Origin of the sequence: Pseudomonas tolaasii NCPPB 2192 (assembly GCF_002813445.1) — a bacterium.
GTDB lineage: Bacteria > Pseudomonadota > Gammaproteobacteria > Pseudomonadales > Pseudomonadaceae > Aquipseudomonas > Aquipseudomonas tolaasii.
In genome coordinates this window covers 6,654,550-6,677,443 of record NZ_PHHD01000001.1, presented here as the reverse complement: position 1 = coordinate 6,677,443, position 22,894 = coordinate 6,654,550, and the positions used below count along the sequence as shown (strand labels likewise).

At 60.9% G+C, this 22,894-nt stretch carries 18 protein-coding genes; 13 read left to right on the top strand and 5 right to left on the bottom strand.

Going from position 1 to position 22,894, the window contains the following annotated elements; translation table 11 throughout:
* Positions 1-33: 33 nt before the first annotated feature.
* A complete protein-coding gene (locus ATI14_RS30530; protein ID WP_016973700.1) occupies positions 34-813 on the bottom strand; it encodes a hypothetical protein in 780 nt (259 codons plus the stop codon).
* A 330-nt stretch (positions 814-1,143) separates the two neighbouring features.
* Here ATI14_RS30530 and flgB point away from each other — a divergent pair, with 330 nt between their 5' ends.
* From flgB to ATI14_RS30505, 5 genes are all read left to right on the top strand, one after another.
* The gene (gene flgB, locus ATI14_RS30525) at positions 1,144-1,551 is read left to right on the top strand and encodes a flagellar basal body rod protein FlgB (RefSeq protein ID WP_016973699.1); all 408 of its coding nucleotides are present in this window, start codon (positions 1,144-1,146) and stop codon (positions 1,549-1,551) included.
* 3 nt (positions 1,552-1,554) lie between these two features.
* Positions 1,555-1,998 (top strand): flagellar basal body rod protein FlgC, encoded by a 444-nt coding sequence (gene flgC / locus ATI14_RS30520; protein ID WP_016973698.1) that lies wholly within the window; start codon positions 1,555-1,557, stop codon positions 1,996-1,998.
* A 16-nt stretch (positions 1,999-2,014) separates the two neighbouring features.
* Positions 2,015-2,749, top strand: a complete 735-nt coding sequence (flgD, locus tag ATI14_RS30515) for a flagellar hook assembly protein FlgD (protein WP_016973697.1) — start codon at positions 2,015-2,017, stop codon at positions 2,747-2,749.
* Positions 2,750-2,780: 31 nt separating this feature from the next.
* Positions 2,781-4,091 carry a flagellar hook protein FlgE gene (gene flgE, locus ATI14_RS30510; RefSeq protein ID WP_016973696.1) on the top strand — a complete coding sequence of 437 codons (1,311 nt, stop codon included), beginning with the start codon at positions 2,781-2,783 and terminating at the stop codon, positions 4,089-4,091.
* A 234-nt stretch (positions 4,092-4,325) separates the two neighbouring features.
* Positions 4,326-5,306 (top strand): hypothetical protein, encoded by a 981-nt coding sequence (locus ATI14_RS30505; protein WP_016973695.1) that lies wholly within the window; start codon positions 4,326-4,328, stop codon positions 5,304-5,306.
* An 87-nt stretch (positions 5,307-5,393) separates the two neighbouring features.
* Here ATI14_RS30505 and ATI14_RS30500 read toward each other — a convergent pair whose 3' ends face one another.
* On the bottom strand, positions 5,394-8,291 hold the full coding sequence (locus ATI14_RS30500; protein WP_016973694.1) for a ribonucleoside-diphosphate reductase subunit alpha: 2,898 nt from the start codon (positions 8,289-8,291) through the stop codon (positions 5,394-5,396).
* Between the two features lie 684 nt (positions 8,292-8,975).
* On the opposite strand from ATI14_RS30500, the gene ATI14_RS30490 reads away from it, so the two are divergent.
* The gene (locus tag ATI14_RS30490) at positions 8,976-9,701 is read left to right on the top strand and encodes a response regulator (RefSeq protein ID WP_016973693.1); all 726 of its coding nucleotides are present in this window, start codon (positions 8,976-8,978) and stop codon (positions 9,699-9,701) included.
* Positions 9,698-11,308, top strand: coding sequence for an ATP-binding protein (locus ATI14_RS30485; RefSeq protein WP_016973692.1), 1,611 nt, complete (start codon positions 9,698-9,700; stop codon positions 11,306-11,308). Before ATI14_RS30490 ends, ATI14_RS30485 begins: the two co-directional genes overlap by 4 nt.
* A 98-nt stretch (positions 11,309-11,406) precedes the next feature.
* Here ATI14_RS30485 and ATI14_RS30480 read toward each other — a convergent pair whose 3' ends face one another.
* On the bottom strand, positions 11,407-12,123 hold the full coding sequence (locus ATI14_RS30480; RefSeq protein WP_016973691.1) for a 4'-phosphopantetheinyl transferase family protein: 717 nt from the start codon (positions 12,121-12,123) through the stop codon (positions 11,407-11,409).
* A gap of 137 nt (positions 12,124-12,260) precedes the next feature.
* Here ATI14_RS30480 and ATI14_RS30475 point away from each other — a divergent pair, with 137 nt between their 5' ends.
* Genes ATI14_RS30475 through ATI14_RS30465 form a run of 3 tightly spaced genes read left to right on the top strand, consistent with a single transcriptional unit; the run spans position 12,261 to position 14,605 of the window.
* Positions 12,261-12,566 carry a hypothetical protein gene (locus ATI14_RS30475; protein WP_016973690.1) on the top strand — a complete coding sequence of 102 codons (306 nt, stop codon included), beginning with the start codon at positions 12,261-12,263 and terminating at the stop codon, positions 12,564-12,566.
* 18 nt (positions 12,567-12,584) lie between these two features.
* On the top strand, positions 12,585-13,262 hold the full coding sequence (locus tag ATI14_RS30470) for a response regulator transcription factor (protein WP_016973689.1): 678 nt from the start codon (positions 12,585-12,587) through the stop codon (positions 13,260-13,262).
* Entirely contained in the window at positions 13,259-14,605 is a 1,347-nt protein-coding gene (locus tag ATI14_RS30465) for an ATP-binding protein (RefSeq protein ID WP_016973688.1), read from the top strand. The genes ATI14_RS30470 and ATI14_RS30465 overlap by 4 nt, the downstream gene beginning before the upstream one ends.
* A gap of 112 nt (positions 14,606-14,717) precedes the next feature.
* On the opposite strand, the gene ATI14_RS30460 is transcribed toward ATI14_RS30465, so the two are convergent.
* Entirely contained in the window at positions 14,718-15,716 is a 999-nt protein-coding gene (locus tag ATI14_RS30460) for an AraC family transcriptional regulator (RefSeq protein WP_016973687.1), read from the bottom strand.
* 339 nt (positions 15,717-16,055) lie between these two features.
* Here ATI14_RS30460 and ATI14_RS30455 point away from each other — a divergent pair, with 339 nt between their 5' ends.
* The 3 genes from ATI14_RS30455 to ATI14_RS30445 all read left to right on the top strand — a co-directional run bounded on the left by ATI14_RS30455 (position 16,056) and on the right by ATI14_RS30445 (position 19,075).
* Positions 16,056-17,387, top strand: coding sequence for a dicarboxylate/amino acid:cation symporter (locus ATI14_RS30455; RefSeq protein ID WP_016973686.1), 1,332 nt, complete (start codon positions 16,056-16,058; stop codon positions 17,385-17,387).
* Between the two features lie 114 nt (positions 17,388-17,501).
* Entirely contained in the window at positions 17,502-18,488 is a 987-nt protein-coding gene (locus ATI14_RS30450; protein WP_016973685.1) for an XdhC family protein, read from the top strand.
* A complete protein-coding gene (locus tag ATI14_RS30445; protein WP_016973684.1) occupies positions 18,485-19,075 on the top strand; it encodes a nucleotidyltransferase family protein in 591 nt (196 codons plus the stop codon). Before ATI14_RS30450 ends, ATI14_RS30445 begins: the two co-directional genes overlap by 4 nt.
* Before the next feature lie 176 nt (positions 19,076-19,251).
* Here the strand turns inward: ATI14_RS30445 and rne are convergent, their stop codons facing one another.
* Positions 19,252-22,410 (bottom strand): ribonuclease E, encoded by a 3,159-nt coding sequence (gene rne, locus ATI14_RS30440; protein ID WP_031320332.1) that lies wholly within the window; start codon positions 22,408-22,410, stop codon positions 19,252-19,254.
* Positions 22,411-22,894 lie beyond the last annotated feature (484 nt).

Here is a 22,894-nt window from a genome sequence, read left to right as displayed (position 1 = left end):
GGAGGTCCACCACGGCCTCCCGTTTCTTTTGGGTCAAGGTCTCGGCGTCATTCGAATATTGCCCAGGGACAGGTTATGTCGCCCTTGGGGCACGGCATCATTGAAAATACCCAGTGTGACATTGCCCGTCGTTGTGGCGGTGAACACCCCTGTGCCGGTCTGCCGGGTCGTCGAGATATTCTGAACACTGGTACCGATTCGGGCGCCGTTAACGGTCAGGAAGACGACTGAGCCATCGGCAGAGCTGCCCCCGCTGACCTCAAAGGTAACGTCATACACGCGTCCTGCGGTCACCTGCACGGTACGGGTGATGATATGGGATTTGCCGGCCTGGCTGTTGAGCAAGTCTGCGACGACCCGACCGCCGATCACATGCAGCAGCCCGCCAATGTAATTCCCTTGTGGCACCCAGCCCTGGAAACCATTGGTAAAGTCCCAGACGGTTGGCGGAACAGGCGGGATGACGATGATTGGTGGTCGTTTGATATTGACTGGCGTGGACGGCGCGCCGGAAATCAGCCCCGCGCGCCTCAAGCGCGCCAACAACGTCACGGTGGTCCCCTCGCTGATTTCGATAATGGATTTAGGCACCAGGTACACGCAATCGGGGGCGGGGCGGGCAATGAAAAAGCTCTGGTTATGCTCACCACCCAGGACCGTGCTGTTAAGGGACAAAAAGAGTTGGTCTCCGGCCTCGACGGGAAAATTCAACAGCACCCTGGCGGTTTCTGTCTGAATCAGGTCAGGGTCCAGGTTCGGGATGGGGGATATTGAGTCCTGGAATTCAAATCTTGGTAGCGGTAGCGTCAACATTTTTTTGCCTCTGGCGTTCGCACTAAAAGCGTTCTGCCCTATCAGGCAGCCAGGGGCGCGAGCTTTACAACTGTCACAATTGACAGTGCGGACGAGCGGTTAACAGTGCTCAATGCCCTTGGTGGCTTCCACGCTTCATTCACCGCCAGTGCCTAAAGCGGCAATTGGCATTGCCGCTTTACTGACGCAACGCGGAAACCGCTTGCCGCTTTTCCGGCATCGCCGCCGGCCACCCCACGGCAAACCCTTGATATAGGGGGCTTGGGGAAACTGGCATGCGCCTTGCTATGACCCTGTTACGAAAAGCAGGTCAGCCTAAAGGTTTCCGCCATGAGCATCAGCTTCGATAAAGCGCTCGGTATCCACGAACAAGCATTGGGCTTTCGCGCCCAGCGTGCTGAAGTCCTGGCCAACAACATTGCCAACGCCGATACCCCGAACTACAAGGCTCGGGATCTGGACTTCTCCGCTGTGCTCGCCGCGCAGCAGGACAAGAACAAGAACGGCACCTTCGCCTTGAACATGACCAATAGCCGTCATATCGAAGCGCAAGGCCTGAGCAGTGGTGACGAGTCGCTGCTGTATCGCACGCCGATGCAGCCATCGATCGACCAGAACACCGTCGACGCTCAATTGGAGCAATCGGCCTACGCCGAGAACTCGGTGAATTTCCAGGCCAGCTTCACCCTGCTCAACAGCAAATTCAAAGGGCTGATGTCAGCCCTGCGTGGAGAGTAAGCCATGTCCCTAGCCAGTGTTTTCAATATTGCCGGCAGCGGCATGAGCGCCCAGACCACGCGTCTGAACACCGTCGCCAGTAACATCGCCAACGCCGAGACCGTGTCGTCGAGCATTGACCAGACGTACCGCGCCCGCCATCCGGTGTTCGCCACCATGTTCCAGGGCGGTCAGAGCGGCGGCAGCGATTCGCTGTTCCAGAACCAGGACGCCGCAGGCCAGGGCGTGCAAGTGCTCGGCGTGGTCGAGGACCAAAGCAATCTCGAAGCTCGCTACGAGCCGAACCACCCGGCCGCGAATGAAAAAGGCTACGTGTACTACCCGAACGTCAACGTGGTCGAGGAAATGGCTGACATGATCTCCGCCAGCCGCTCGTTCCAGACCAACGCGGAAATGATGAACACCGCCAAAACCATGATGCAGAAGGTCCTGACCCTGGGTCAGTGATAAGGGGCGCCAAACAATGGCCATTGTTGACACCAACTCTACACCCAACACGCCGGTCCAGGACCTGTTCAACGCCAAGGTCAAGACGTCGACGGACAACGCCAAAAACCTTGGCGATGCCGCCAAGGCGGCGACGGGTAACCAGTCGCTGGGCAAGGACGCGTTCCTGCAACTGCTGGTCACCCAGCTGAAAAACCAGAACCCGCTGTCGCCCCAGGACAACGGCGCGTTCGTGGCGCAACTGGCGCAGTTCAGCAGCCTGGAAGGCATCAACACCCTGAACGACTCGGTGAATGCGATCTCCAGCAACTTCAGCTCCTCGCAGGCCTTGCAGGCGTCGTCGCTGGTAGGCCGTTCGATCATCACCCAGACCGACAAGGCGCTGGTTGATACCAGCAAGAGCATGACCGGTTCGGTGGCGGTAACGGCGGCGACGGGCAACGTTTCGGTGAAGATTACTGACAAAGACGGCAACGTGGTGCGCACGATCGACATGGGCGCTCAAAGCGCCGGTGATGCCAGCTTTATCTGGGATGGCAAGACCGACAAGGGCGACGTCGCCCCCGCCGGGACCTACACCTTTGCGGCCACCACCAAGAATGACAAAGGCGACTCGGTTGCCCTCGCAACCTCGCTGCCTGCCACGGTAACCAGCGTGACCTTGAGCAAGACCGGCGGCGAAATGCTGCTCAACCTTGCGGGCGGAATGGGCAGCGTGAAGCTGTCGCAAATTCAGACTATCGGTACATAGAGCCGGCTAAATACGGCAGAAGGAGAGAAACATGTCTTTTAACATCGGCCTTAGCGGCCTCTATGCGGCCAACAAACAACTGGACGTGACCGGCAACAACATCGCCAACGTCGCGACCACCGGTTTCAAGTCGTCCCGTGCCGAATTTTCGGACATTTACGCGGCGTCCAAGCTGGGCACCGGTCAGAACAGCGTCGGCAACGGGGTGAACCTGGCGGCTGTGTCCCAGCAATTCACCCAGGGTGACGTCAACAACACCGGCGGTATTCTGGACATGGCCATCCAGGGCGGCGGCTTCTTCGTTCAGAAGGGCAGCGACGGTTCGCTGGAATATACCCGCAGCGGTTCGTTCCGTTCCGACAAGGACGGCTACATCACCAACAATACCGGCACTTCGCGCCTGCAAGGCTATGCCGCAGATGCCGACGGCAACATTCAGAAGGGTGGCCTGGTCGACCTGCAACTGAACCTGGCGAACCTGCCACCAAAGGCCTCCACCAAGGTGGATTCCACCAGTAACCTGAACTCGTCCTCGCCAGTGATCGACCAGACGGCCAAGCCGTTTGACCCAACCGACACCAGCACCTTCACCACGCAATACCCGACTACCTTGTATGACAGCCAGGGTAACTCCCACGCGATGGTGCAGTACCTGGTCAAGACAGACTCCAACACCTGGAAGTCCTACACCTTGATCGATGGCCGCAACCCTGACGGTTCGGCGCCGACCGGCACCGGCTCCACTCCACCGACGGCGTCGACCTTGAGTTTTGACGGTTCCGGCAAACTCACCGGGATTGTCACCGGCACCAGCACCAGCACCACGCTGCAATTGACAGGTTGGGTGCCGGGTACCGTGACCAATGGCGTGTGGAAGGCGAACGGCGCGACAGCCAACCCGGGCGGCATCGCCATCAACATGGCCAACATCACCCAGTACAACTCGGCGACCTATCGCAACCCTCCGGTTACTGACGGCTACGCGACCGGTCAGATCACCGGCCTGAAAATCGACGGCAGCGGCGTGTTGTTCGCCACTTTCAGTAACCAGCAGAGTAAAGCCATCGGCCAGATCTCCCTGGCCAGCTTCAACAACGAGCAGGGCCTGCAGCCCAACGGCGGCACTACCTGGAAGGAAACCTTCGCTTCGGGCCAGCCGGGTTATGACTCCCCGCAATCCGGCACGCTGGGCGCTATCGTGGCCAACTCCCTGGAGAACTCCAACGTCAACCTGACCAACGAGCTGGTGGACCTGATCAAGGCCCAGAGCAACTATCAGGCGAACGCCAAGACCATCTCCACCCAGAGCACCATCATGCAGACCATCATCCAGATGACTTGATGGTTCGGCGCTTCACACAAAGCCCCTCTTGCGAGGGGCTTTTTTGTGCCTGTCGGTTACTGGCCGCCGTGAAGCAGGAACCATGGAACCGCCTGTCTCCACTTTGCCACTGATTGTGTCGGAGCCTTCGTGGCTCACCCATTAACGTGAGGGCTGGGCATGTTGAGTTTCGGGGTATCAGGGCTGGGGAGCGGAGGGGCGCGGTTCGCTGCCATTCGAACGGAGTCGGCGCCTGTGGCGGCCGATGTCGAGGTGAGTGCGGTCAAAACCGTGCTTAATGAACTGTATGACGCAGAACAAGGTTCCAAAGCGCCATTGATCCAAAGCTCGCGTGAGAAATTGCATGCCTTGCGCGAGCAGATGGGGGACGAGAAATTCAAGGGCATTCTGAATAAGCTGGCCGACGAGTCATTCGAGAGGTTCCTCGAATTTCTCAAGCGGCTGATCAAAGCGTTGTTTCCTGAAGAAGATAACGCCGCGCCGCCTGTCCCGCCGTTCAGGGGCGGTGGGGGTGGCGGCAGGGTTAACCCGCAGCATTTCGGCGGCAGCGAGCCGATGAACAACAAGCCTTTTTCCGAAGGCGCTCGTCACTTCAGCTACACACCTGATCACCGAGCCCCCGGTAAAAAACCGGGCAGTGGCAGGGAGCCTGGCAACATCTGGAGTGGTTTCAAGCAAGGTCCGGATGGCAATTGCGTCACCGTCTCTGCCATCAAGGCGGCCATGATGCAGTTTGGCCAAAAACCTACCGACGTGTTCAAAGAGGTGAAGCAGGCCGGTGATGGCTATGACGTGACGATGAAAGACGGTTTCGAGCTTCATTTATCCAGGGATGAGCTGAAGCAAGCGGCGCGGTATGCTGAATTTCAAGGTACTGATCCGGCCATGATGACCGACGCCAACTTCATGTACGCCGTGAGCGCCAAACGCGCTCAAATGGCAGGCAACGGGTTTGATGACAACCCCAATGCGGCAAAACAGAGTTTCGCCCATGCCATGCAGAGCCTGAACAATGGGGAGATGGGCTGGGAGGCGTTGGACCGGCTCGGGTTGAAAGGGCTTTACCGGCAGTCTTCGAGCTCAGAGCTGGCCAGCGGCAAGCTGGGCGTGGTGGATTATGGCGGTCATTCAATGGCGGTAATGGGTGGGCGCGTGGAGCTGTGGGGCGCACGCGGTGGCGCGCCTCAACAGGGCAACGCCTATACCTTCGTCTGACCGGAAACAAAAAAACCGATAAACCCCAAGCATCAAGGTTTATCGGTTTTTTCAGCTCCGGGCGTTCAAGCCCGGGGCTGGCTCAGCTTATTGGCAAGCTTCGCAATCCGGCTCGTCAATCGCGCAGGCTTTTGGCACTGGCGCCGGGCCGGCTGGAGCGGCGAGAACCGAATCGTCACCGTGGTTGCCGCCGCTGGACACAGCGTTCAGCTTGCCGGTGTTGATGGTCGACTTCTCGGTGCTGGTCGCCGCCAGGGCACGGAGGTAGTAAGTGGTTTTCAGGCCACGGTACCAGGCCATGCGGTAGGTCACGTCCAGCTTCTTGCCCGAAGCGCCGGCGATGTACAGGTTCAGGGACTGAGCCTGGTCGATCCACTTCTGACGACGGCTGGCGGCGTCAACGATCCACTTGGTGTCCACTTCGAAGGCGGTCGCGTAGAGCGCTTTGAGTTCTTGCGGGATGCGCTCGATCTGCTGCACGGAACCGTCGTAGTACTTCAGGTCGTTGATCATGACCGAGTCCCACAGGCCGCGGGCTTTCAGGTCGCGAACCAGGTACGGGTTGATCACGGTGAATTCGCCCGACAGGTTCGATTTCACATACAGGTTCTGGTAGGTCGGTTCGATCGACTGCGACACGCCGGTGATGTTGGCGATGGTGGCGGTCGGTGCGATGGCCATGATGTTGGAGTTACGAATACCTTTCTGCACGCGGGCACGTACCGGCGCCCAGTCCAGGGTTTCGTTCAGGTCAACGTCGATGTACTTCTGGCCACGGGCTTCGATCAGGATCTGTTGCGAATCCAGCGGCAGGATGCCCTTGGACCACAGCGAACCCTGGAACGTCTCGTAGGCGCCACGCTCGTCGGCGAGGTCGCAGGAAGCCTGGATCGCATAGTAGCTGACCGCTTCCATGGACTTGTCGGCGAACTCGACCGCAGCATCCGAACCGTAAGGAATGTGCTGCAGGTACAGCGCGTCCTGGAAGCCCATGATGCCCAGGCCGACCGGACGGTGCTTGAAGTTGGAGTTCTGCGCCTGTGGTACCGAGTAGTAGTTGATGTCGATTACGTTATCGAGCATGCGTACGGCGGTGTTCACGGTGCGTTGCAGCTTGGCGGTGTCCAGCTGGCCGTTGACGATGTGGTTCGGCAGGTTGATCGAGCCCAGGTTGCAAACGGCGATCTCGTCCTTGTTGGTGTTCAAGGTGATCTCGGTGCACAGGTTCGAGCTGTGGACCACGCCCACGTGCTGCTGCGGGCTGCGCAGGTTGCACGGGTCTTTGAAGGTCAGCCACGGGTGGCCGGTTTCAAACAGCATGGACAGCATTTTGCGCCACAGGTCTTTGGCCTGGATGGTCTTGAACAGTTTGACCTTGCCTGGGTACTCGGTCAGCGCTTCGTAGTACTCGTAGCGCTCTTCGAAGGCTTTACCGGTCAGGTCGTGCAGGTCCGGCACTTCGGAAGGCGAGAACAGGGTCCACTTGCCGTCATCGAAGACGCGCTTCATGAACAGGTCTGGGATCCAGTTGGCGGTGTTCATGTCGTGGGTACGACGACGGTCATCACCGGTGTTCTTGCGCAGCTCGATGAACTCTTCGATGTCCATGTGCCAGGTTTCCAGGTAGGCACATACAGCGCCTTTGCGCTTGCCACCCTGGTTCACGGCGACGGCGGTGTCGTTCACCACTTTCAGGAACGGTACAACGCCCTGGGACTTGCCGTTGGTGCCCTTGATGTACGAACCCAGTGCACGCACCGGCGTCCAGTCGTTGCCGAGGCCGCCGGCGAATTTGGACAACATGGCGTTGTCGTGGATCGCGTGGTAGATGCCCGACAGGTCATCCGGCACGGTGGTCAGGTAGCAGCTGGACAGCTGTGGACGCAGGGTACCGGCGTTGAACAGGGTCGGGGTCGACGACATGTAATCGAAGGACGACAACAGGTTGTAGAACTCGATGGCACGGTCTTCTTTCTGCTTCTCTTCGATCGCCAGGCCCATGGCCACGCGCATGAAGAACACTTGCGGCAGTTCGAAGCGGATACCGTCCTTGTGGATGAAGTAACGGTCGTACAGGGTTTGCAGGCCCAGGTAGGTGAACTGCTGGTCACGCTCGTGGTTGATCGCCTTGCCGAGTTTTTCCAGGTCGAAGGTGGCCAGAACCGGGTTCAGCAATTCGAATTCGATACCCTTGGCGATGTAGGCCGGCAGAGCCTTGGCATACAGGTCGGCCATTTCGTGGTGGGTGGCGCTGTCGGCGACTTTCAGGAAGCCCAGGCCTTCGGCACGCAGAGTGTCCATCAGCAGGCGCGCGGTCACGAACGAGTAGTTCGGCTCGCGTTCAACCAGGGTACGGGCGGTCATCACCAGGGCGGTGTTGACGTCGGTCAGGGCCACGCCGTCGTACAGGTTCTTGAGGGTTTCGCGCTGGATCAGGTCACCGTCGACTTCTTCCAGGCCTTCGCAGGCCTCGGTGATGATGGTGTTCAGGCGGCCCAGGTCCAGCGGTGCAAAGCTGCCGTCGGCCAGGGTGATGCGGATCGACGGGTGAGCCTGCACCGCAGCTTCTTCAGCCGGGGAGCGCACGGCGCGCTCCTTGGAGCGGGCATCACGGTAGATCACGTAGTCGCGGGCGACTTTCTGTTCGCCGGCACGCATCAGGGCCAGTTCGACCTGGTCCTGGATTTCTTCGATGTGGATGGTGCCGCCCGACGGCATGCGACGCTTGAAGGTTGCGGTGACTTGTTCGGTCAGACGGGCAACGGTGTCGTGGATGCGCGACGAGGCAGCAGCGGTGCCGCCTTCAACTGCAAGAAACGCTTTGGTGATGGCGACGGTGATTTTGTCATCGGTGTAAGGAACGACAGTGCCGTTACGCTTGATCACTCGCAATTGGCCGGGTGCGGTGGCGGACAGATCCAGGTTTGAATCAGCGGCCTGCGGCACGGAGCCTTGCGGGTTCTCGCGAGTTGTGTCGGTTTGCATGGGGGGTTGTCTCCACGTTCTATATTTGATTGCGAGTGCCAGGCTCTTCCTGCAACACCCGTACCGTTTTCCATATCGGGGATGGGAAACAGCTGCCATCCGCGTGAGCGGTTTGGTCTACTGAAAATCGGTTGGTTCCATGCTGCGGTAGCAATAAAACGCTTGAGTTTTTAGCCACTTGTGTGGTTGGGCGCTTTTGCCGAAAACCCCACATGTAGGGTCTTCCAAGGCGCCGAGGTACAAGATAATGCGTTTTTGAGGGGTTAGCAACGCAGTAACCTGTGGATAACGCTGTGAGTAAAATGTGTAAGAAAGGGTGAATGGCCGTGTAGGCCGCATAGCTGCTGGATTGGACCGTTTGTCATTAAATGTTTCGGCGTTAAAACAACCTGCCGATTTTCGAAGGGCGCGAACCCTATCATAAAAAAACGCGATCACCGAATGGATTTCCCGGCTTGTGCTGAAGGGCTGGCCCATGGCTACAATCGGCTTCAGTTATGCCCTCAAAACATGACAAACAGGGTACGACCGACGGGGATCAAAACTGTGGGAGCGGGCTTGCCCGCGAAGGCGGTGTATCAGCACCCTATTCAGTGGCTGACACTGCGCTTTCGCGGGCAAGCCGGCTCCCACAGTTTGATCTCCACCGGTCAGAAGAACGTCTAACAACAACGAGGACCACCCGTGGAGCAAGAAGCCTGGCAAATATTGATCGTCGAAGATGACGAGCGACTGGCCGAACTGACCCGCGATTACCTGGAGAGCAATGGCTTGCGGGTGTCGGTGGAAAGTGACGGCGCCAGCGCCGCCGCGCGCATCATCGCCGAGCAGCCGGACCTGGTGATTCTCGACCTCATGCTGCCCGGCGAAGACGGCCTGAGCATTTGCCGCAAGGTGCGCGACAGCTACGACGGCGTGATCCTGATGCTTACCGCGCGCACCGACGACATGGACCAGGTGCTCGGCCTGGACATGGGTGCCGACGACTACGTGTGTAAACCCGTGCGCCCGCGCCTGTTGCTGGCGCGCATCCAGGCCCTGCTGCGGCGCAGCGAACCGGCAGAGCCGGCGAGCGTGGAAAACCAGCGCCGCCTGCAGTTCGGCCCACTGGTGGTGGATAACGCCCTGCGCGAAGCCTGGCTGAACGAGGGCGGCATCGAGCTGACCAGCGCCGAGTTCGACCTGTTGTGGCTGCTGGTGGCCAACGCCGGGCGCATTTTGTCTCGCGAAGAAATCTTCATCGCCTTGCGCGGCGTGGGCTACGACGGCCAGGACCGCTCCATCGATGTGCGCATTTCACGCATCCGCCCGAAAATCGGCGATGACCCCATTCACCCGCGCCTGATCAAGACCATCCGCAGCAAAGGCTACCTGTTCGTCCCTGAAGCCTGCGCCGACATGCCGCTGTGAACTCGATCTTCCTGCGCATCTACGGCGGCATGTGCGCGGCGCTGATTCTGGTGGCGTTGCTCGGCGTGCTGGCGCTGCACCTGCTCAACGAAGTGCGCAGCGGGCAGTACCGAGAGCGCCTCGCCCACGGCACCTTTGCGCTGATGGGCGACAACCTGCAACCCATGAGCCCCATCGAGCGCCAGCGTGCCCTGGCGGTGTGGGAGCGCCTGCTGGGTATTCCCCTGGAATTGCGCAGCCTTGCGGACTCGCAGTTGGACCTCAGCCAGCGTAACCGTCTGCAGCGCGGTCAGGTGCTGGTCGAGCAGACCGGCCCTCACGCGGCACGGGTGCTGCGCCTGGTCAGCGAACAGGAACAACTGGTGCTGACGGGCGAGGTGCAGCAGATCAGCGAACAACTGGCTCGTGCGACTATTTACCTGCTGGCCGATGAATTGGTGCGCTTCCCGGTAGCCGAACAGCCGCAACGCCTGGCGGATATAAAGGAAGCCAAAGGCTTTGGCTTTGAGATGCACCTGATGACCCTTGACCAGGCGGACATGGACGAAGACCAGCGCCGCCGGGTGTCCGAAGGCGACACGGTGATGGCCCTGGGCAAGGGGGGTGACTCGATTCGCGTATTTGCCGGTATGGTCGGCACGCCGTGGGTGCTGGAAATCGGTCCGTTGTATCAAATGAACCCGTATCCGCCGCAGTGGCTGATCCTCATCGCGCTGATCAGCCTGACCCTGATCGGTTTGATCGTCTATTTACTGGTGCGCCAACTGGAGCGGCGCCTCAAAGGCCTGGAGGCCGCGGCCACGCGCATTGCCAAAGGCAACCTGGAGGTGCGCGTGCCGGCCCGAGGCGCTGACTCGGTCGGGCGCCTGGCGGCAGCGTTTAATGGCATGGCCGAGCATTTACAGCAGTTGTTGGCGATCCAGCGCGAACTGGTGCGCGCCGTGTCCCATGAATTGCGCACCCCGGTGGCGCGCCTGCGTTTTGGCCTCGAAATGGTCGGCGACGCGGCGACCCCTGAAGCCCGGCGCAAATACATGGAAGGCATGGACAGCGACATCCAGGACCTTGATGGCCTGGTGGATGAAATGCTCACCTACGCGCGCCTGGAACAAGGCGCGCCGGAGCTGAATTTTCAGCGGGTCGACCTCAGTGCATTGCTTGATCAGGTGATCGGCGAATTGTCGCCACTGCGCCCTCAAGTCAGCGTGGCGCGCGGTATTTGCCTCTCATCGGCACATTTGGATGACGCGTGGGTCGATGCCGAGCCGCGCTACCTGCACCGCGCGCTGCAAAATCTGGTGAGTAATGCGATGCGCCATGCCCAGGGCCGGGTGCTGATCAGTTATCAGGTAGGGCAGGTGCGGTGCCGCATTGATGTGGAAGACGACGGGCCCGGTGTGCCGGAAAGCGCCTGGGAACGGATCTTTACGCCGTTTCTGCGCCTGGACGACAGCCGTACGCGTGCATCGGGCGGGCATGGGTTGGGGTTGTCGATTGTGCGGCGGATCATCTATTGGCACGGCGGGCGGGCGCTGATCGGCAAGAGCAATAACCTGGGCGGGGCGTGCTTCAGCTTGAGTTGGCCGAGGGATCAGGATAAAGCTTGAAAGCGCCATCGCAGGCAAGCCAGCTCCCACATTTGACCGGGTTCCAGGTTTGGAATGCAGTCAAATGTGGGAGCTGGCTTGCCTGCGATAGCAACCTGTCAGGCGCCGACGGCCACCAGGCTCAACAACTGCTCCCCGTCCACCGCGAACTGCCCCTCCAATTCTTTGCCATGACACCACTCGGCCGACAGATCCGTCAGCAACCGTAGCCGAACCTGACCCGATTCCGACCACTCCACCACCTCGGCATGCTCAAAGTAGAAGCGCTTCTGCACAATCGGGTAGAGCGCCTTGAACAGGCTTTCCTTCACTGAAAACGTCAGCGTCACGACTAAAGCAACTTGCTCGCGCGGCACCGATGCCATGCGCAGCATCTCATCCGCCGTCAAAATCTCCCCGGCCAGGCGTTCCGCCCGCTCCAGAGGCAGCATGTTTTCCAGGTCCATCCCCAGCCCGCGCCATTGCGCCTTGTGCCCGACAATCGCCGCCGCGTGGCCGGTGCTGTGGGTGATGGAGCCGCTGATATGCGCAGGCCATACCGGCGCACGGTCTTCACCGATGGCGGGCACGCAGTCCAGATGATCAAGCTGTTGCAGCGCCGCGCGGGCGCACACGCGACCGGCCAGAAATTCGGCCTGGCGCTTGGCCACCGAGCGCTGAATGCTGGCCGGGGGCGGTACGGCGCTGCGCTGGAAATCGCCAGCCACAAGCAAGGCCGGATCGAACCGGGTACTGAGAAACACCGTGCCCGGCAAGGGGTCGGGCAGTGGCCAACGGGCGTCGAGTGGGGTGCAGCAAGCGGGTAGGGGCGTCATGCGCGGTATTTTGCGTCAGTTGGCGCGCCGGTGGATAGCCCGAAACGGTTCAGGCGCGGTTCAGAGCCTGTTCAGGGGGAGTTCAGGGGCGCCTGCGTAGTCTGGCCCTACAGCCAAAACGCGTAGAGGCAAGCACCATGACTGCGATCAAAAAGCTGATGTTGGCGTTAACCATGCTCAGTGCCACCGCCGGGGTTCAGGCCAGCGACGGCGCGTTTGCGGCATTTGGCGAAAAAACCAAAAAATCCGGCAACCTGATTCAGCGTGTCAGCTTTGAAGATGCCGGCAGCCAGCCCGCGCCGTGGGGCCAGTCTCTGGGGCTTGTTGCCCCGCAACCGGCCTACCGCACCGGCTACGAACACCTCACAGGCCAATACAATGGCAACAAACTGCGCCCGCAAGACTTGCAGGGCCGCTATGATATCCCCCAGTCGGACAGTTGAATCGCCTTGGAGAGCCTTATGAAATTGCTGGTGGTTGAAGATGAGGCGTTGCTGCGTCATCACCTGCTGACTCGCCTGACAGACAGCGGGCATGTGGTCGAAGCCGTGGCCAATGCCGAAGAAGCCCTGTACCAGACCGGCCAATTCAACCATGACCTGGCGATCATCGATCTGGGCCTGCCCGGCATGGGCGGCCTGGACCTGATCCGCCAATTGCGTACCCAGGCCAAGACGTTCCCGATCCTGATCCTTACCGCCCGCGGCAACTGGCAGGACAAGGTTGAAGGCCTGGCGGCCGGCGCCGACGACTACGTGGTCAAGCCGTTCCAGTTCGAAGAGCTGGAAGCGCGGATGAACGCCTTGCTGCGTCGCTCCAGCGGGTTTACCCAGTCGACCATCGTCGCCGGGCCCTTGCTGCTGGACCTCAATCGCAAGCAAGCGTCGCTGGATGAACAGCCGCTGGCACTGACGGCTTATGAGTACCGGATTCTCGAATACCTCATGCGCCATCATCAGCAAGTGGTCGCGAAGGACCGCTTGATGGAACAGCTTTACCCCGATGACGACGAGCGTGATCCGAACGTGATCGAAGTGCTGGTCGGGCGCCTGCGCCGCAAGCTGGAAGGCCCGGCCGGGTTCAAGCCGATCGACACCGTGCGTGGCCTGGGCTACCTGTTCAATGAGCGCTGCCGTTGATTCGCTCGTTACGCGTACGCCTGATGCTCGCGGCCACCACCCTGGCCGTGTTGTTCATGCTCGGTTTGTTGCCCGCCATGCAAGGCGCGTTCAGCCTGGCGCTGCAGGATTCCATCGAGCAGCGCCTGGCGTCGGATGTCACCACGCTGATCTCCGCCGCGCGCGTGGAAAACAACCGCCTGCTGATGCCGGCACAGTTGCCGGACGAGCGCTTCAACCTCACCGACAGCCGCCTGCTGGGCTATATCTACGACCGCGAAGGCCATTTGGTGTGGCGCTCGCGGGCAACCCAGGAAGAAAACATCAACTACAAGCCGCGCTATGACGGGCGCGGCAACGAATTTGCGCGCATCCGCGAAGCCAATGGCCAGGAATTCTTCGTCTATGACGTGGAGGTCAAGCTGCTCGGCGGCAAGAGCGCGGCATTCAGTATCGTTGCGTTGCAACCGGTGCGTGAATACCAACTGACCCTTGAAGGGTTGCAGGAAAACCTCTACCTGGGCTTCGGCGCGGCGTTGCTGGTACTCCTGACCTTACTGTGGCTCGGCCTGACCTGGGGTTTGCAAGCCCTGCGCCGGTTAAGCCAGGAGCTTGACGAAATCGAAGGCGGCACCCGTGGGAGCCTGTCCGAAGAGCACCCGCGTGAATTGCTGCGGCTGACCGGTTCCCTCAACCGTTTGCTGCACAGCGAACGCGAGCAGCGTGCGCGCTATCGCGATTCCCTCGACGACCTGGCCCACAGCCTGAAAACCCCGCTGGCGGTGTTGCAGGGCGTGAGCGAAGACATGGCCCAGCGCCCTGAAGACCGTGACCAGGCCTGGGTGCTGCAATCGCAGATCGAACGCATGAGCCAGCAGATCGGCTACCAGTTGCAGCGCGCCAGCCTGCGCAAAAGCGGCCTGGTGCGCCATCAGGTGCGCCTGGAGCCGGTGCTGCAAAGCCTGTGCGACACGCTGGACAAGGTCTATCGGGATAAACGCGTAACCGTGGCATTCGACCTGCCGCCGGACTGCGACGTGCCCATCGAGAAAGGCGCCCTGCTGGAAATGCTCGGCAACCTGCTTGAAAACGCCTATCGCCTGTGTGTGCGCGAAGTGCGCATCAGCCTGGTCGAAAGCCTGGAAGGCACCGAGTTGTGCATCGAAGATGACGGCCCCGGCGTGCCCCCCGATCAGCGTGCGCGGATTCTGCAGCGGGGTGAGCGGCTGGACCGCCAGCATCCGGGGCAGGGCATTGGCCTGGCGGTGGTCAAGGACATCATTGAAAGCTATAGCGCCCGCTTGACCCTGGGCGATTCGCCGCTGGGCGGGGCGGCGTTCAGGATTCATTTTCCGGCGGTGTGATCTTCAGTGACTGTGCCGGCCTCATCGCAGGCAAGCCAGCTCCCACAGAGAAACCCGATAAACTGTGGGAGCCGGGCTTGCCCGCGATGAGGCCGGTACAGGCGCCACATGGCTAATGCTCTTGCTCGCGATAAGCCCCCGGCGTCAACCCTGTCCACTTCTTGAACGCCCGATGAAACGCCGACGGTTCGGAAAACCCCAACTGCTCGGCGATCTCCTGCAACGACAAGTCCGCACGCCCCAAATGGTAGATGGCGATATCTCGCCGCAGCTCATCCTTGAGCGCCTGAAAGCTGGTGCCTTCTTCCCGCAAATGCCGGCGCAGGGTTTGCGGGCTGATGTGCAGGTGCTGGGCGACGGCTTCAAGATCCGGCCAGGGTGTGCGATCGCGGCTGAGCAAGCGACGCAACTGGCTGCTCAGGCTGTCGCCTTCGTCGGGGCGCGACAACAGGTCGGCGGGGGAGCGCTCCAGAAAGTGTTTGAGGGTGCGCTCGTCCTGCAACAGCGGCAGCGTCAAATAGCGGGCGGGAAATACCAGGCTGCTGTTCGGCGCGCCGAATACCTGAGTGCAGGGAAACAGCAGGTCGTATTCCCCGGCATGCGCCGGCGCCGGGTAGCTGAAAGTGGCCTGGTGCAGGCGGATGCGCTGGCCGATCAGCCAACTGCCCAGGCGATGCCAGATCACCAGCAGGCATTCGCTGAGGAAGTGGTCCGGGTCCCACAACTGTGAGTCGTCCAGGCTCAAGCGCGCCATGTCGCCCTCTCTGGTCAGCTGCCAGCGCGGACCCTGCGGGAATAGGCTATAAAATAATAAGCCGCGCTCCAGAGCCTTCTCCAGGGTGCGGCAGTGAATCAGCGCGTGGCACATCATGGCGAAAGTGCCGCGTTTGCTCGGGCCTTCGGCAAAGCCCAGGTATTCGTCGTCCAGCGCCAGCCAGAGCACTTGCAGCAACCGGGTAAATTGCTCGGGGGCAATGCGGGCGCGGGGCTCGGTCAGCAGTTCGGGCGTGATGCCGACTTGATGCAACAGGCCCGAGTAGTCGTAACCCGACCGGCGCGCACCGCCGAGGGCGGCCCGGGCGTAGTGACTGGCGATGGTACGTTCACGCATGTGAGGGCCTCGTCCATGGAATGGCCGATGGTAGCCATCACCGGACAGGGCGACAAGGCGGATATCCGCCAAATTGTAGGACGAGATTCGGCGAGTGGGCGGAAATCCGCCACCTTCTCCGGCGTGCGACGGGACGATTGCAGCCCCTTGGCCCTGATGTCTAAAGGCCTTCAGGGATTTTCAGAAAAGTGGCACGGCGTTTGCGATAAGGATGACAGCGCAGGCCTGCTTTCCAGGACCTCGCAAACAACAAATCCCTCCAGTGCAGGAGGGTTCGCAATTCAAGTGTCGTGGGCAATGGCGGATCTTTGCCACACGGGACGATTGAGGAACTTTGCAATGACGACTCGTCAGCCACTGTACAAATCCCTGTATTTCCAGGTGATCGTTGCAATCGTTATCGGTATTTTGCTCGGTCACTTCTACCCGCAGACCGGCGTGGCCCTCAAGCCACTGGGTGACGGCTTTATCAAGCTGATCAAAATGGTCATCGCCCCGATCATCTTCTGCACCGTTGTCAGCGGCATCGCTGGCATGCAAAGCATGAAATCGGTCGGCAAAACCGGCGGCTACGCGCTGCTGTACTTCGAAATCGTTTCCACCATCGCCCTGCTGGTAGGCCTGGTCGTAGTCAACGTGATTGAGCCGGGTGCCGGCATGCACGTTGATGTCACCAAGCTCGACGCCTCGAAAATCGCGACCTACGTGACTCAAGGTGCGGACCAGAGCGTGGTTGGCTTCATCCTCAACGTGATCCCGAACACCATCGTCGGCGCGTTTGCCAACGGTGACATCCTGCAAGTGCTGATGTTCTCGGTGATCTTCGGTTTCGCCCTGCATCGCCTGGGTGCCTACGGCAAGCCGGTCCTGGACTTCATCGATCGCTTCGCCCACGTGATGTTCAACATCATCAACATGATCATGAAGCTCGCGCCAATCGGTGCCCTGGGCGCCATGGCGTTCACCATCGGCGCCTACGGTGTAGGTTCCCTGGTGCAACTGGGCCAGCTGATGATCTGCTTCTACATCACCTGCATCCTGTTCGTGGTGGTGGTGCTGGGTGCCATCTGCCGCGCGCACGGTTTCAGCGTGTTGAAGCTGGTTCGCTACATCCGTGAAGAGCTGTTGATCGTACTGGGTACTTCCTCCTCCGAATCCGCACTGCCACGCATGCTGATCAAGATGGAGCGTCTGGGCGCGAAGAAATCCGTAGTAGGCCTGGTGATTCCAACCGGCTACTCCTTCAACCTCGACGGTACTTCGATCTACCTGACCATGGCGGCTGTGTTCATCGCTCAGGCGACTGACACTCACATGGACATCACTCACCAGATCACCCTGCTGCTGGTGCTGCTGTTGTCCTCCAAAGGCGCTGCAGGCGTGACCGGTTCGGGCTTCATCGTGCTGGCCGCCACCCTGTCGGCCGTGGGCCACTTGCCGGTTGCCGGCCTGGCGCTGATCCTGGGTATCGACCGCTTCATGTCCGAAGCCCGCGCGCTGACCAACCTGGTGGGTAACGCCGTTGCCACCATCGTTGTGGCCAAGTGGGTCAAGGAACTGGACACCGACAAGCTGCAGAGCGAGCTGGCGTCCGGCGGTACCGGTATCTCCGATACCCGCCCGCAAGATGACCTGGGTGTGGCCGAAGGCGCTGCTCCTGCCGTCAAGTAAAATGCCTGAGGTGTAAATAACACCGAAAGCCATGCAAGCGCCCCGACCTGTTCGGGGCGTTTGCGTTTCTGGGGTACAGTAACGTTTTGTATTGAAACGCCTGCGGGAGGCCTGATGGACAGTGTGGATCTGAACGTCCTGCGCAGCGTGCTTGAGTGGCGCCGCGCCGGGCAGCGAGTGGTGTTGTACAGCGTGGTGCAGACCTGGGGCAGCGCGCCGCGCCCGCCGGGGGCAATGCTCGCGCTTCGCGGCGACGGTGTGGTGATCGGTTCGGTCTCCGGGGGCTGCATCGAAGATGACTTGATTGCTCGCTTGCAAGATGGCCGTCTCGCGGAGGATGGCCCACCGGTACAACTGGTGACCTACGGCGTCACGCGTGACGAAGCCGCGCGGTTTGGCCTGCCATGCGGCGGCACGTTGCGCCTGACCGAAGAGCGCGTGGGCGACTGGGAATGGGTCGCGCAGTTACTCGCGCGTTGCGAAGACCACCAGATTGTCGCGCGCGAACTGAACCTGGCCACTGGCGAGGTGACCCTCAGCGGCGCGAGCAAAACCGACGTGGTGACCTTCGACGGCGAACATCTGCGCGCTATCTATGGCCCGCGCTGGCGCCTGCTGTTGATCGGCGCCGGGCAGCTCTCACGCTATGTGGCGGAAATGGCGCGCTTGCTGGATTTCGAAGTGCTGATCTGCGACCCGCGCGAAGAGTTCGTCTACGGCTGGGAAGACCAGCACGGCCGCTTTGTGCCGGGCATGCCGGATGAGGCGGTGCTGAATATCCAGACCGACGAGCGCACGGCCATCGTGTGCCTGACGCACGATCCGCGCCTGGATGACATGGCCTTGCTCACGGCGCTGAATTCTTCAGCGTTCTACATTGGTGCTTTGGGCTCGCGGGTCAACAGTCAGAAACGTCGGGAAAACCTGGCGGCACTGGGGTTGTCGGCGGAGGCCATTGCGCGTTTGCACGGGCCGATCGGCTTGCATATCGGCAGCCATACGCCTGCGGAAATCGCGCTGTCGCTGCTGGCGGAAATTGTCGCGATCAAGAACGGCGTGGCACCGATGCAGAAAAAACCGTTGCCGGTGGTGGCCGAGTGACCGTCACTGCGATTGTGTTGGCGGCGGGGCAGGGCAGCCGTTTCCGCGCTGAAGCCGGGGCGGACCAGGATAAGTTGCTGGCGGATTGCGTTGGCCTGGACGGCGTGGTTCGGCCGGTGATCGAGCAGGTGCTGATGAACCTGCCTGAACGGGTGTTCAAGCGCGTGCTGGTGACCTCACCGGACCGGCTTGAAGTGATTCAACTAGGCGCAGCCTATGGTTGTGAAGTTCTGTTGCTGAACTCGGCCGGCATGGGCGACAGCATTGCGGCGGCGGTCACGGCCAGTGAATCGGCTGACGGCTGGTTGGTAGTGCTGGGGGATATGCCGTTTATCAGGTCTTCCAGCATTGAGCGGGTGATTGACGCGCTGGAAGAGGGGGGCATCAGCGTGCCGGTATCTGCTGGTGAGTATGGGCATCCTGTGGCGTTTGATCGTGCGTTCGGTCCGGGGCTGATGGCGTTAGTCGGTGATCGCGGGGCCAGGCCGTTGTTTGCACGGGCATCGGTGCGCGAAGTGTTGGTGCAAGACTCCGGTGTACTGTGGGATGTCGACCTGCCTTCTCGTTTGAATTTCATACCGCAGTAAATCTGGTGGGAGCTGGCTTGCCTGCGATTGCTATCGAGCAGTCACATAAGTACTCACTGAAATGCCGCTATCGCAGGCAAGCCAGCTCTCACAGTCGAGTGCATTTCAAACAATCCGAATGGCACAAAAAAGCCCCGCCTGATCACTCAGGCGGGGCTTTTTAGTCACTGATGGAATCAGGCGAGAGGTTTGCTCTCGTGTTCTGCTTCCTGTGCTGCGGCAGCAGCTGCTGCAGCTTCAGCTTCCTTGCGACGACGACGCACTTCACGTGGGTCGTTCGGTGCACGGCCGTTTTCGGTCAGGGCGCTGACCGGTGCGGTTTCAACCACTGGCGCTGCCACTTCGGCAACGACCGGCGCTTCTACCACTGGCGCAGGCTCAACGACCGGAGCGGCTTCAACCACAGGCGCAGGCTCGGCAGCTACAGGTTCGGTAACCGGTGCTGGCGCTTCTTCTGCCACGGGGGCAGGCGCCGGTGCTTCAACCGGAGTTGCTGGTTCGGCAGTCCACTGGAAGGCGGTCTGTTCTTCGCGAACTTCACGCACTTCTGGAGCGGCTTCGACGACCGGTGTTTCCACAGCGGCTTGAACCTCGGGCTCAGGCTCAACCACAGGTGCCGGCTCAACGACCGCCACTTCAACTTCTGGTTGGGCTTCAGGTGCCTGGGCAACTTCCACTTCCGGAACAACTGGCGCTTCGATTGGGGTAGTCGCTTCGACAACCGGTGTCTCTACAACTGGCGCTTCAACTGCAGGTGTTTCAACAACCGGCGCTTCAACCACTGGGGTTTGGGCGGCAGGTGCTTCAACCGCTACGGTTTCTTCGACAGCAGCAGTAGCGCGTTCAGCCTGCTCGTGAGCCTGGGCTTCGGCAGGTGCGCTGATGACCGAGCTGGCAACAGCAGCGGTAACGGCCAGGCCGGCAGCCAGTTCGGCGCCAGTCGGTTCGCTGGTCGCAGCTTCTGCGTTCTCGCCGGTTTCTTCCGAGCCTTCGATCACGTTGCCGTTGGCATCACGCTGACGTTCACGACGGTTGCTGCGGCGACGCTGGCCACGGGAGCGGCGGCGTGGACGATCGCCTTCGGCGTTGTCCTGGCCGTCTTCGTGCTGCTCCTCACCGGTCAGTACTTCTTCTTCGCTGGCGGCAGCGGCCTGCTCGGCGCGTGGTTGACGCTCTTCACGCGGTGGGCGCGGCTGGCGCTCTTCACGTGGGGCGCGCTCTTCACGCGGCTGGCGGGCCGGGCGTTCTTCGCTGGCGGCTTCAGCGGCGACGGCAGGTGCGGCATCCAGCGGCTCGCGCAATTCACGCACGCGCTCTTCACGCTCGCCACGTGGTTTGCGGTCTTCACGTGGGGCGCGCGGAGTACGTGGTGCGCGCTCTTCGCGTGGTGCACGTTCTTCACGGGCTACGGTTGGGGTTTCTTCACGCACTTCGCGGGCTTCGCGAGGCTGACGCTCTTCGCGTGGGGCGCGCTCCTCACGCGGTGCTCGTTCTTCGCGCGGCTTGCGCTCTTCGTCGCGGCGACCGTTGCGGTTACGGCTCTGTTGGCGACCGTTGCGACGCTCTTCGTTACGTGCCGGGCGTTCGGCAACCGGTTTTTCAACCACAACCGGCGCAACGGGCTCTTCCTTGGTGGCGAACAGGCTGACCAACGACTTCACCAGACCCTTGAACAGGCTTGGCTCAGGCAGGGCGGCAGGAGCGGCAACCGGAGCGGCGGCTTCGGTCGGAACCGGCGCGTTGGCGCGGGCCGGCGCAGTCTTGACCGCGGCTTCCTGGCGAACCAGGGTGCGGGTAGCAGCGGCCGGCTGGACTTCTTCCACTTCGGCAGCGGCAGCAGCGATTTCGTAGCTGGACTGGTTGTTGTGGGCTTCCGGGCTGTCATCACGCAGGCGCTGCACTTCGAAGTGCGGCGTTTCGAGGTGATCGTTCGGCAGAATGACGATGCGGGCACGGGTGCGCAGTTCGATCTTGGTGATCGAGTTGCGTTTTTCGTTGAGCAGGAAGGCGGCGACCGGGATCGGCACTTGCGCGCGGACTTCGGCGGTGCGGTCTTTCAGGGCTTCTTCTTCGATCAGGCGCAGGATCGCCAGGGACAGCGATTCAACGTCACGGATGATGCCGGTGCCGTTGCAACGCGGGCAGACGATGCCGCTGCTCTCGCCCAGGGAGGGGCGCAGGCGCTGACGGGACATTTCCAGCAGGCCGAAGCGCGAAATGCGGCCGACTTGCACGCGGGCACGGTCAGCTTCCAGGCATTCGCGGACTTTCTCTTCCACGGCGCGCTGGTTCTTGGCGGGGGTCATGTCGATGAAGTCGATCACGATCAGGCCGCCGATATCACGCAGACGCAGCTGGCGGGCGATTTCTTCAGCCGCTTCCAGGTTGGTCTGCAGGGCGGTTTCTTCGATGTCGCTACCCTTCGTGGCGCGCGCCGAGTTGATGTCGATGGACACCAGGGCTTCGGTCGGGTCGATCACGATGGAGCCGCCGGAAGGCAGTTCGACCACGCGCTGGAAGGCGGTCTCGATCTGGCTTTCGATCTGGAAACGGTTGAACAGCGGAACGCTGTCTTCGTACAGCTTGATCTTGCTGGCGTACTGCGGCATCACCTGGCGGATGAAGGTCAGGGCTTCGTCCTGGGCTTCAACGCTGTCGATCAGCACTTCGCCGATGTCCTGGCGCAGGTAATCGCGGATGGCGCGGATGATCACGTTGCTTTCCTGGTAGATCAGGAACGGCGCGGAACGGTCCAGCGAAGCTTCTTTGATGGCGGTCCACAGTTGCAGCAGGTAGTCGAGGTCCCACTGCATTTCTTCGCTGCTGCGGCCCAGGCCGGCGGTGCGAACGATCAGGCCCATGTCGGCCGGTGCGATCAGGCCGTTCAGCGCTTCACGCAGTTCGTTGCGCTCTTCGCCTTCGATGCGACGGGAAATGCCGCCGGCACGCGGGTTGTTCGGCATCAGGACCAGGTAGCGGCCCGCCAGGCTGATGAAGGTGGTCAGGGCGGCGCCCTTGTTGCCACGTTCTTCTTTTTCCACCTGAACGATGACTTCCTGGCCTTCGCTCAGGACGTCCTTGATGTTCACGCGGCCTTCGGGGGCTTTCTTGAAGTATTCGCGGGAGATTTCTTTGAGGGGCAGGAAGCCGTGGCGCTCGGAGCCGAAATCGACAAAGGCAGCCTCAAGGCTTGGTTCGATGCGAGTAATACGGCCTTTATAGATGTTGGCCTTCTTTTGCTCGCGTGCACCGGATTCGATGTCCAGGTCGTAGAGGCGTTGGCCATCTACCAGTGCAACACGCAACTCTTCGGGTTGAGTTGCGTTAATCAGCATTCTTTTCATGTTGTACCGTCGGTTTCCGGGCTGCCGGAAACGGCGTTCGGCACACACGACTTCTCACGGTCGGTGTCAGGTGCGTCAAGAGTGGTTGGCCACTCCAGTGTCCAGCAAATACAAGCCAATTGGGCCGGTATCGCGACGGACGCGTCCTGCTTGTTAGCGGTGGTGACAGAGGCACCACTTCAACAAAAGCTAAGGTCAGGAGGAGGAATCAACCGGCGACTGTGGACGAGATGAAGCGTCTAAATATAAGCCTAGTGCTACACGGTCCGACGGTTGTGCATCTCCACCCTACACGTATCCCTGATAATTCGGGTGCTGCCGCGCGCAGAATCCGCAGCGGGTTGGCATTTACCGTGTTCTCCAATGGGGAGTCCACGCTCATGGCTAAACAAGACTGGGTGTGGGCGACTGCGCTCTCACTCAGCTCTTAACAGGCGTTGTTTCCGAAGTATTCGCCGTGGTCTGTTCAAGACTG

Excerpts from the sequence above, each read along its gene's own strand:
- flgC (WP_016973698.1), top strand. The coding sequence starts at position 1,555 with ATGTCCCTAGCCAGTGTTTTCAATATTGCCGGCAGCGGCATGAGCGCC.
- flgD (WP_016973697.1), top strand. The coding sequence starts at position 2,015 with ATGGCCATTGTTGACACCAACTCTACACCCAACACGCCGGTCCAGGAC.
- ATI14_RS30470 (WP_016973689.1), top strand. The coding sequence starts at position 12,585 with ATGAAATTGCTGGTGGTTGAAGATGAGGCGTTGCTGCGTCATCACCTG.
- ATI14_RS30475 (WP_016973690.1), top strand. The coding sequence starts at position 12,261 with ATGACTGCGATCAAAAAGCTGATGTTGGCGTTAACCATGCTCAGTGCC.
- ATI14_RS30480 (WP_016973691.1), bottom strand. The coding sequence starts at position 12,123 with ATGACGCCCCTACCCGCTTGCTGCACCCCACTCGACGCCCGTTGGCCA.
- ATI14_RS30460 (WP_016973687.1), bottom strand. The coding sequence starts at position 15,716 with ATGCGTGAACGTACCATCGCCAGTCACTACGCCCGGGCCGCCCTCGGC.
- flgE (WP_016973696.1), top strand. The coding sequence starts at position 2,781 with ATGTCTTTTAACATCGGCCTTAGCGGCCTCTATGCGGCCAACAAACAA.
- ATI14_RS30500 (WP_016973694.1), bottom strand. The coding sequence starts at position 8,291 with ATGCAAACCGACACAACTCGCGAGAACCCGCAAGGCTCCGTGCCGCAG.
- ATI14_RS30455 (WP_016973686.1), top strand. The coding sequence starts at position 16,056 with ATGACGACTCGTCAGCCACTGTACAAATCCCTGTATTTCCAGGTGATC.
- flgB (WP_016973699.1), top strand. The coding sequence starts at position 1,144 with ATGAGCATCAGCTTCGATAAAGCGCTCGGTATCCACGAACAAGCATTG.
- ATI14_RS30530 (WP_016973700.1), bottom strand. The coding sequence starts at position 813 with ATGTTGACGCTACCGCTACCAAGATTTGAATTCCAGGACTCAATATCC.
- rne (WP_031320332.1), bottom strand. The coding sequence starts at position 22,410 with ATGCTGATTAACGCAACTCAACCCGAAGAGTTGCGTGTTGCACTGGTA.
- ATI14_RS30450 (WP_016973685.1), top strand. The coding sequence starts at position 17,502 with ATGGACAGTGTGGATCTGAACGTCCTGCGCAGCGTGCTTGAGTGGCGC.